We start from the raw sequence: 10470 nt of genomic DNA, 5'->3' as shown, positions 1-10470 counted from the left end.
GACGGCGGCGCCATCGTGGTGTGGCAGTCGGCGAGCGGAGACGGCTCCGGCAGCTGCGTCAAGGGTCAGCTGCTGGATGCGAAAGGCCAGCCGGTCGGGGCGGAGTTCACGGTGAACACCACCACAGCGGGCGACCAGATCACGCCGCAGGTTACCGTGCTGTCAGATGGCACTTTCCAGGTGGTGTGGAGCACGGATTCCGGTGCGCATATCAAGGGTCAGGGCTATACCTACAGCTACGACGGTGCGGGTAACGTGAACGGCGTCGTGACTAATGGCGCAGAGTACAATGTGGACTCCAGCACCGCCGCCAGCAAAATGCGCGTTCCGGTGATCACTTCGCTGGAAGACGGCGGTTATCTGGTGGTTTGGGAAGCGAGCCTGAACGGCAACTGGACGGTTTATGGCCGTCAGTATGACGCAAACGGCACGCCGGTCACGGCGGAGACCGTGCTGGCAACCACGACCCTGAACGCAAATGCCATCATTCCTGAATGGGAGCCGTTGCCATCTGTTACAACGCTGGAAAATGGCCAGGTTGCGATTACTTATGCGATTAAAGCCACCGGATATGATGTTGGTGTGTCAGTTTATGATCCGTCAACGCATGCTGTAACAGGCAGCTTCGTAGCGAACCAGACCCTGACTAACAATCAGGCGTCATCCGCAGTCAGTGCGCTGCAAAACGGTAACTACGTGGTGACCTGGGACTCTAACGATACCAGCGGACCGGATCAGAATGGTTACAGCGTCTGGGGCCGCATCTACGCGGCAGACGGTACGGCGCTGACCAGCGAGTTCCTGATCAACACCACGACGGCTGGCGATCAGCACATGGCGAGGGTGGTCAGTCAGGCTGACGGCAGCTTTATTGCCGTTTTCCTGTCAACAACCGACATCGCGCCGGGTGCAGGTACCAGCGGTATCTACGCACAGTACTTTGATGCTGCGGGTAATAAAGTGGGTCAGCAGATCCAGATCAACCAGCTGACCTATGGTGAGCAGGTTGAAGTCGATGCGACCTTCCTGGCGGGCGGTCAGCTCTACGTGACCTGGACCGATCAGGGCGTGGGCGACGGCGATGGCTCAGCAATAAAAGGCCGCTTAGTTGATCTGAACGAGACACTGGGACTGACGTCTGAAACGGGATCGACGCATATTGAGTATCAACCTGCTCAGTACGATCTTAATGGCACTTCAGGTAATGATGTACTGGATGCACGCGGCGCGAATTCCGTCGATGCAAAAGAGGGCGATGATACTATCGTCATTAACAGTACTCATTTTAGCAGTGTGAAAGGAGGAGAAGGTCACGATACGCTGGTCTGGGATTCTAATAACGATTTAGAACTCGGAACGGTATCAGGCAAAATTAGTGGAATTGAAGCTATCCATCTGGGTAATAACACGGCGCAAACATTATTTATCAGCGCCAGCGATGTGCTCGAAATTACTAAAGATAATGGTAGTGAAGCGAACACATTACATATTACGGGAGATGTGGGAAGTTCAAACAATAGTAATGCAACTGATACCGTTAATATTGGAAAATCAGAATGGACGGCTTCAGCCGCACAAACTGAAAATGGCGTTAATTATGACGTCTATACCAATAATGATGACACCACTGTCAAGCTGTTAATCCAGCATGGCTTAAACGTTATCTGATAGAACTGGCGATGACTTCGGTCATCGCCAGCTTTTTTTCACATCAAACTCACCTGATGGGCCTGTTTAAGGCAGGCCCATCAGGTGAGCCCCAGATCTGATTGCACAGATGAAAAAAATAAATAAAGACATGTGAGCAGCATGTAAAACCTAAATATTTCTTTTTAGCAGAATTAACGTTGCCATATGACATGTCGGGCGGTTAAAACAGTTCCGGTCGCAGGATTGAATTAGCGACAGAGGAAATTAGCCATCCCACTTTATTTGTTATTTTGAGTTAACTATGAAAAAAAACTTGTTTACTACAAAATCCAGATGTTCGCTGCATGGTTTAATTGCGGGATTGCTATTTTTTAATCCCCTGTTAAATGCCCATGCAACGGACTTTATTGAAATGATTCGTATGACAGCCGACCATCCATCGGTAAAGTCTGCTTTATCAAACAGCACCGGTGCTATGTATGATATCGATCAGGCAAAAGCCGCTGATGGTTTTCAGGTCAGCACGGGTATCAGCGCATCAGGATATTCAGGTCAACCCGGTTATGAGAATAACCCGGTCTCCCCGCATATCACTGTAAGTAAATTACTTTACGATCACGGACGTACTGATGCGAGCGTTGCCGGAAAGCAGGCAGCTTATTCCATGCAGCAGGCTCAGGTAAATGTCACGCGCGAAAATCTCAACGAGCAGGTGCTTTCTCTTTTTACCTCTGCAGCCACTAATGCCACAGTTGTCGCTGTGCTGGATAAAGAAATTAACGCACTGCAGGATCTGCTTAATCGGGTAAAGAATATTGCCAGTATTGATAGCGGCAGAGCTTCTGAGATCAATCAGGTTGCGACTCGCCTCAATTCGGTGATTGCCAGTCGTGAAATGAGCTACACCACCTATATACAAGCGCAGCAGCAACTCAGCTCGCTGCTGAACCACGAGATTGTTATCACCAGAGGCCTGCCCGATCTGAAAAAAGCGGGTCTGTTGCCCGCGTCACTGGCACAGGCACAACAGGTACTGAAAGAAAATCCCAACTGGGCGGTCTCACGCGAGCGTAAAGAGGAGGCGAGAGCCGCAGTGGATCTGGCCTCTAAGTGGAACAGGCCGAAATGGAGTGTGCAACTGAGTATGGACAGTCCAAAGCGCAACGGTGAAATGGAACCGTTTAAAGCGGTGACGTTACAGGTGAGCAGCGATATCAATCTTTGGGATGGTGGGGCTGGCAGGGCAAATGCCAAAGCTGAAACTCAGCGACTCATTGCCGCAGAGGCGGATCAGGATGCAACACTCCGGACATTGAAACAGCAACTGGATCAGCTGTGGGTCTCCTTACCGCTTCGTGAACGCCAGCTCAATGCATTACAGAGACAGTCAGAAACCGCGTTAAAAACCTGGAAAGCGGGGGAAGTACAGTTCTTCGCGGGGCAGCGTCCGTTAACGGATTTAATCTCGTTTGCTACCGACTATTACACCAGTCTCGCAAGTTATCAGGAGCAGCAGATGCAGTACCTGGCTGCGCAATGGAACATCGTTGCGGCACTGGGTAAAACCAGCCAACTGGTGCAGAAGGTTAACGCTTTACCAGCGAATACCATCGAAGCGGTGCACTAATCACGCTGACGTAAAAAACGAGTATTTCTGGCCGCTGTCATGCTTTGCCGCCAGACCAGAATGAATTAGTTGTCCAGGGGACGCCATTGTGACTGATATACAATTTGAGCCTGCTGGCTCTGAACTGAATGCTGAAAACAGAGTGTTATCCAGATCGCCATCAGATACGCAGGAGACTTTGCTGGTTGCACTGCAAAGCGCACTGCGCCTGTTTGACGTCCGGCTTACGCTAAATGCTTTACGTGTGGGTATGCCTGCATTTCCACCAGACGCTGATATCAGCGCCCAGAATGACTGGGCATTGCGCACGCTGCTGAGCCGCGGCATGAGTGCTGCCTGGCAGAAGATTGACCTGACGGATGTGAAAAGCTTTGTTCTCCCCGCCATCATGCGTCTGGAAACGGGCTACTGCGTGCTGACACAGTGTAGCGAAAAGAAGTGCGCCATTATCGATCCCGCACTGGGCAGCCAGCCTGTTGAGGTCGATTTCGCTCGCCTGGCTCAGCACTATAGCGGCGAGTTGCTGCTGCTGCGACCTAAGTCTTATCTTGATCATCGTGCCGATGACATTGTCCATGTCGGTAAAGGGCACTGGTTCTGGAATACTTTGTGGGGATTCAAACGTTATATCTTTGAAGCCGCCGCATTGTCAGTCGTTATTAACCTGCTCGTTCTGGCGATGTCCGTATTCACCATGACGGTTTATAACCGGGTACTGCCTAACCAGACCTACGTAACACTCTGGACGATGGCTATCGGCGTGAGTCTGGCGTTGTTGTTTGAACTGGCTGCACGGCTGGGTCGGGCCTGGATTACCGATCGCGCCGGTAAAAAGATCGATCTGGTGTTGGGCGCACAACTTTTTCGTCACGTGCTGAACGGCAAAATGTCGGGTCGAGCCCAATCCAGCGGTGCATTTGGCAATGTCATGCAAAGCTTTGACAGCGTCCGCGAGCTTACTACGTCAGCCGCTTTAACGACGGTTGCTGACTTACCCTTTGTTTTACTCTTCCTGGTTGTAATCCATCTGGTTGCCGGGCCACTGGTCTGGTGTGTGATCCTGATATTAGTGGTCATCGTGGCGATGGTGCTGCTGATGCAGATCCCTTTGAAACGCCACGCTGAAGAGTCAATGAAAATAGGCAGTAACCGTTACGGTCTGGTTATTGAATCACTGGATAATCTTGAGACCATCAAAGTTCTGCGTGCTGAAAACCTGGTCGCCTCTAAACACGATGTTGCCAGCGTAAAACTCTCTGCAGTGAATATGAAATCGCGGTTCCTTGCCACTATGGGCTCAAGCGTCATTCAGACGACCCAGCAGTTTGGTACCGTTATTCTGCTGGTCTGGGGTGCTTATCTGGTCGGTGATGGTGATATCTCAATGGGAGGCATCATTGCCACTATGACCCTGATGGGGCGCGCCATAATGCCCATAGCAACGCTTGCCGCGCTGGGATTGCGTATTCAGCAGGCAAAAACCTCGCTGGCCATCCTCAATAAAGTGATGCAGGCCCCTGCTGAACGCGATAATGAGAAGGTTTATGTGCAGCTTCCCCAGGGCAGCCAGACCGGGATTGTCTGTCAGGGCGTTTCATTACGTTATAAAGACGATTTACCTGCCATCGTTGAGCAGCTAGATGTCCGGTTCTGTCAGGGCGAGCGGGTTGCCATACTGGGCAAAATGGGCAGCGGTAAATCTTCGCTGCTGCGCATGCTGGTTGGGCTATATCCACCCACAACAGGCACGATCACCATTGCTGGCGTAGATATAGGCCAGGTCGAGCCGGTGGAATTACGGACGCGTATCGCGCTGGTCAATCAGGAACCACGTTTTATGTATGGTTCGCTGCGTGACAACCTGATGATGGGAGCACCCTATGCCAGCGACGAAGAACTGATGGCCGCTGCAAAAATGACCGGGGTGAGTGATATTGTCGCGGCCCATCCCATGGGCTTTGGTATGCCTGTCAGTGAGCGTGGTGAAAACTTTTCCGGCGGACAAAAGCAGGCGATAGCCCTGGCTCGCGCCATTCTGTCGAATCCGGATGTTCTGCTACTGGACGAACCTACATCGGGGATGGATATGGGGTCGGAACGCACTATCCTGCAGGCGCTCATCCCGGCAATGGAAGGCCGAACCGTGATTATCGTGACCCACCGTCCTGCAGTGCTGAAATATGTTGATCGGGTGATTGTGATGGATGAAGGCATCAAAGTAGCTGATGGGCCGCGTGAAGAGATTATCGGTTTATTAAACAGCGGGAAGATCCCGGCCGCATCGGTGCTGCGTAACGCAGCGAAACATGCTGGCGTTGAGATAAGCACAGAGCGTCAGCCACAATCTGGCGAGGTAACAGTATGAGCAGCCTGTCCCCTGATAAAAACGTTGATCAAAAGCGCCTGACCGAACATACAGCCAGTGACATGGTGAGGGCCGCCCGTCAGGATCGCTGGGAAGGCTGGCTATTTATTGCCTGGGGCAGCGTGGCGTTAATGGTGCTGGTAATCGTCTGGGCCGCCAATTTCAACATCGAAGAGGTGACAACCGGGTCAGCCAAAATTGTTCCCAGTTCCCGCGAACAGGTTTTGCAAAGCCTTGAGGGCGGTATTTTGCAGGAGTTAATGGTGCATGAAGGCGATACGGTTGAAAAAGGTCAGGTTGTGGCCAAAATCGATCCCACGCGCGCCGAAGCCTCCTTCCGCGAAAGCGCTAACCGCCTGCTGGCACTGAAAGCCCAGGCCGCGCGTCTTGAAGCAGAAGCGACCGGCAGCGAGCTTGTGTTCCCGCCAGAGGTCATGAAAGTACCTGAACTGGTTACCCGTGAAACCGATGCCTGGAAACTACGCAAAAGGGCGGTAAATGAGTCAATTGAAGGCTATCTGAAGTCAAAAACATTGCTGCAGAAAGAGCTTGAAATGGCGCGACAGCTCTCAGCCAGATCGCTGCTGTCAAAAACTGAGGTTCTGAAACTTGAGCGTCAGATGAATGATGCCGAATTGCAAATTACCGAGCGAAAAAACCGCTACCGTAACGAGGCTAACGATGAACTGTCCAAAGTCGATGTTGAGATGACAAGCCTGCAGGAAACTGCCCATGGCCGCCATGATACGCTTGAGCGTACTGAAGTCCGCACGCCAGTACGAGGCATTGTTAACAGTATTAAAATCAATACGCTTGGCGGTGTGATCCAGCCTGGTGCCGCAATAATGGAGGTGACACCATTGGATGACCAGCTGCTGGTGGAAACCCGTATCCGGCCCTCTGATGTGGCTTTTCTGGCGCCCGGTCAGGAAGCTGTGGTAAAAATTTCTGCCTATGACTATTCGATTTATGGCGGCCTGACCGGACATGTTCAAAGTATCAGTTCGGGCGCGCTAAAAGATGAGGAGAGTAAAGCTGCCCGCAGGCCAGGCGTCGATGATACTTATTACCGGGTGATGGTATTAACGGAAAATAATACGCTGACGAAAAGCGGCAGTCAGGAACTACGGGTGATTCCCGGTATGACGGCCACCGTTGATATTCGTACGGGCGAGAAGAGCCTGCTGCAATATCTGTTGCGTCCTCTGTTGCGCGTACAGGAAGCGTTTCGCGAAAAGTAAAACCTGCCCTGAATGTAAAAAAGCCAGCGCTATAGCTGGCTTTTTTACACAGAAGTCCGGAATTATTTCAGAATGAAGAGCCGATCAACATCGATTTCGCTATGGCCGTCATCGCGATCTACCTCACCCGTTATCCGTACCTTTTTACCAATAAGGAAGCCGTTGTCGTCTTCGTCATCCTCGTCGACATCAATACGGATACGACCCGTTGAGTCCTGTAACCAGTAGTGGTCATCGTCAGCCCGTCCACTAATCGTACCGGTAAGGGTAACATGACGTTCGTCTCGCATGTTTTTTGCTTCTGCGATGGTGGACTCCTGCCGTGCGAAAGCGGATCCTGAGCAGATCAAGGCCAGCAGCATCCATAATGTTTTTTTCATTAACACCTCCTGTTATACGAGCGCTTGCTGCACGTTGATTCTAAAAACTAAAACGGTAGCCAGCATTAACCTGACGTTGGTTAAAACGTTTTCCGTCTACCATATCGGCCTCCAGGAAGAGCGTATGGCTGCTGATTTGGGCACTCAGGCCGACGCCGTTATTCCAGCCATTTCCTTTAAAGGAAAGACGTTCATTTGATCCGTTCAGAGCATAAGCAGCATCCCCGGCATACTCGCGCATTACACCCGTTTTTACATAGGTGTTGAGTTTGTAATTGCTCTGATTGATTTCATACCCTGCCAGCACGCTTGCCCGGCTCATCAGTGATTTGTAGCTTGAAAGTGTGATATTGAGACCATTAGACGCACCTACGGAAGCACCATCCTGATGACCTGCTGTCAGCTGTAGTTGTGGTTCAAGATAAAAACCTGCCAGCCGATCAGAGAAGCTGAACTTTTTGCCCGCCTCAAGCGATCCGCTCAGACCTGAAGAGACACCGTTACCGGATACCTGGTTATTCTGTGTATCGTGAACATTGAACTGATTCCTTAGCCGGTTGACTTTCACAACGCCATCAACATAGAAACCGGCATCATTTACCCAGGTGGTGTAGAAGCCATAATGCTCAGAACGGATGTTGCCGTTACCATTTTGGTAATGAGGCGATCCTTCAGTTACCCCCATGAACAGGCCCAGATAGATCGGAATTTCATCGGACAAACGTTTATCGACCCCAAACTGATAACCGGTGTAGTTCAGGCTGAAACGGCTCAGCTTGCCATTATCAAAGCCGCTGAACCGTCCATCTATAGCGCGCAGCCAGACATTTCCGGCTGTCTTCCCCTGACGAACATCACCCATACGCTGCATCAGCGTCTGCATTTCGGCATAGTTCATCAGATAGCCAGTGTTGAGGAAGTTAGCCCCTGCGTTGGCCGTGCTGGTAATGGGGGAAGTTGCGTTGTCTTGCCCGGCAGGCGCCGTGCCACCGTTATCGGCTGGAGTCGCGGCAGGCTCATTAGCAGGAGTCGCGGCAGGTTCATTAGCAGGAGTCGCGGCAGGCTCATCCGCAGGGATAACGGCCGGATCATCTGCTTCAGGGGTTTCTGGTGCTTTAGGTGAGGAGAGTACCCAGTTGTTGCCTTGCTTATTGACCGAGTAAACATAGCCACCAAGTTCCACGTCGGCGTTGCCTTTAAAGGTGGCGATGCCATCAGTCGTTTCAACCACAGTCAGTACTTCGTTGCCAGTGGTGACGGCACTGCCGCGGTTCTGTATGGTCAGACCGTAATCACCGGAACTACTCTCTGTCACCACAACTTTATCGCCAATGTTATTCACGCCAGCACCATCGCCTGCCAGATTGGTGCGCAAGGCGAAGTCGCCGCTGCCGCTGAGGTTGGCGATAGTCAATGTTGAATAGGTTGCGTCATCCGAGGCTGCAGAGAGGTCAACCAGCGAGTTACTCAATGTCAGATTATCGACATTGGATGTTCGCGATACATTCCAGGTGCTGTCGGTCAGATTAACGTTCAGATGGCCATTATTGACGTTATCGCTGCTGGCGCTGCCAGACCAGAGTGAACCCGATGTCAGATTGAGGTCGATGAGTCCGGCCCGGGATAAAACGCTACCAACGATCTGCGCTTTTCCGTCGGTGGTAATGACACCTGCTGCATAACCATCATCATATTGCGTAGCCATGGCTATCCCATCCGGGGAGCCCATATCAATGGTCAAATCACCCGTAAGATTCGCTTTACCACCAGCCATGGCGTAGACACCTGTAGCATTCTCCGGGCCGGTAATGGTCACTGCATCACCGTTAACTGTGCCACCGCTTGTGGACCAAATACCCAGGGTCATGGTATCCACATTTTTCATCATAATATCGGTGTTCTGCAGATTAATGGTTGCGCCGGTTGACTGTGCGGATACGCCATAAAAACCTGCTGAATAGACCGTATTGCGTTCTTCTTCACTGCCAATGAAGTTAACGATGGCATTGTCGCCCATAGCCACAATGCCGCCAGTCTGATCAGAGGAGATCACGCTACCAGCACCAATGTTTGAGAGGCTGTTGTCACGGCCTGACAGACCTGCAGAGGTCTCACCCGCAGTACTGATTGTCAGATGATCGGCCTTCAGCTCACCCCAGCTCCAGATGCCAGCAGAAAGATCCCCAGTGGTAATAATGGTCGAGTTGCTGCCCAGATCAATCGAACCATTATCCTGGATATTAATACCCTGCGAATTATTGCCAAGGGTGTTGATCGTCAATGCATTTGCTTTCAACGTGGCCACGCCATTAATCGACTCACCGGTCAGGTTATCAACCTGAACGGCATTACTGTTAAGACCATTCGTCTGTAAATTACTGTCGTCGCCCAGACTGGCGTGACTTCCGTAACCACTGACGCGCAGAGCCGTTCCGCCAGTGCCCTGGGTGCTTATTTGCAGGTTATTTGCCTGCAGCGAGGAACTATTGCTGACAACGACGCCCTCGGCGAAAGAATCACCTGATGCTACCGTGGTGACCGAGGAACCTGATCCTAAACTGGCGGTTACATTTTTTCCGCCGAACTCAATGCCGACCGCTGTTTTACCGGAAACGGTGAGGGTTAACTTATCTGCAGTAAATTCACTGTTTGCCGCTTCAATAAAAATCCCTTTTGCATAACGTTCAGCATCTGTCACGCGAACTGTGCTGCCGCTGCCGATGGTAACCGTTGCGGCGGTAGCGCCATTAACCAGGATGCCATAATAACCGTCGCCAGATGACTGGTCGGCAATCAGCGTGGTGCCATCAGTTAAGATGATCTCATTGCCTGTCTGGCTTCCGATGACTGCAGCATAGCTAATCAGAGGCACAACCCCCATCCCACTTGCCAGCATTAATGCTTTTGCGATTTTATTTCGCGGGAATTTATTATTCATCTCAGTCACTCTTCCTTAAGAATTTATTGATAGTGTGATCGTTAAATGGCACCTGAATCATGAGTTGTTATTCAGGTGTTAAGCAGCAGCGATATTTAAGCGATACCAATAAGTTGTAGGTTTTATTGATCCCATTAATGGCAGTGCGCATACAAATGTTGCGGGATTATGCAGCGGGAAAAGGATTTATGTAAAGGCATCGCAAGTGTGCCTGTTTTAAGTAAACGTTAAAGGCGATGCCCTATTCGCGAGGAATTTCCATTAAAAAT

5 protein-coding genes and 1 pseudogene are annotated in these 10470 nt (G+C 51.1%); 4 read left to right on the top strand and 2 right to left on the bottom strand.

From position 1 onward, the window contains the following. From NR195_RS17640 to NR195_RS17625, 4 genes and pseudogenes are all read left to right on the top strand, one after another. Positions 1–1668: pseudogene (locus NR195_RS17640) on the top strand (hypothetical protein); the annotation flags it as partial. Between the two features lie 394 nt (positions 1669–2062). After that, the gene (locus NR195_RS17635; RefSeq protein ID WP_071778629.1) at positions 2063–3277 is read left to right on the top strand and encodes a TolC family protein; all 1215 of its coding nucleotides are present in this window, start codon (positions 2063–2065) and stop codon (positions 3275–3277) included. An 88-nt stretch (positions 3278–3365) separates the two neighbouring features. Beyond that, a complete protein-coding gene (locus NR195_RS17630; protein ID WP_256849123.1) occupies positions 3366–5642 on the top strand; it encodes a type I secretion system permease/ATPase in 2277 nt (758 codons plus the stop codon). Next, a complete protein-coding gene (locus tag NR195_RS17625; protein ID WP_010257175.1) occupies positions 5639–6883 on the top strand; it encodes an HlyD family type I secretion periplasmic adaptor subunit in 1245 nt (414 codons plus the stop codon). Before NR195_RS17630 ends, NR195_RS17625 begins: the two co-directional genes overlap by 4 nt. A 62-nt stretch (positions 6884–6945) precedes the next feature. Here NR195_RS17625 and NR195_RS17620 read toward each other — a convergent pair whose 3' ends face one another. Further along, entirely contained in the window at positions 6946–7263 is a 318-nt protein-coding gene (locus NR195_RS17620) for a NirD/YgiW/YdeI family stress tolerance protein (RefSeq protein WP_010257173.1), read from the bottom strand. Between the two features lie 40 nt (positions 7264–7303). After that, on the bottom strand, positions 7304–10201 hold the full coding sequence (locus NR195_RS17615) for an autotransporter outer membrane beta-barrel domain-containing protein (protein ID WP_256844777.1): 2898 nt from the start codon (positions 10199–10201) through the stop codon (positions 7304–7306). Positions 10202–10470: the final 269 nt, after the last annotated feature.

The organism is Pantoea sp. Ft-CA_14 (genome assembly GCF_024520875.1).
GTDB classification, from domain to species: Bacteria; Pseudomonadota; Gammaproteobacteria; order Enterobacterales; family Enterobacteriaceae; genus Pantoea; species Pantoea agglomerans.
The sequence above is the reverse complement of the archived record's forward strand: the minus strand, read 5'-3'. Positions and strand labels throughout refer to the sequence as shown.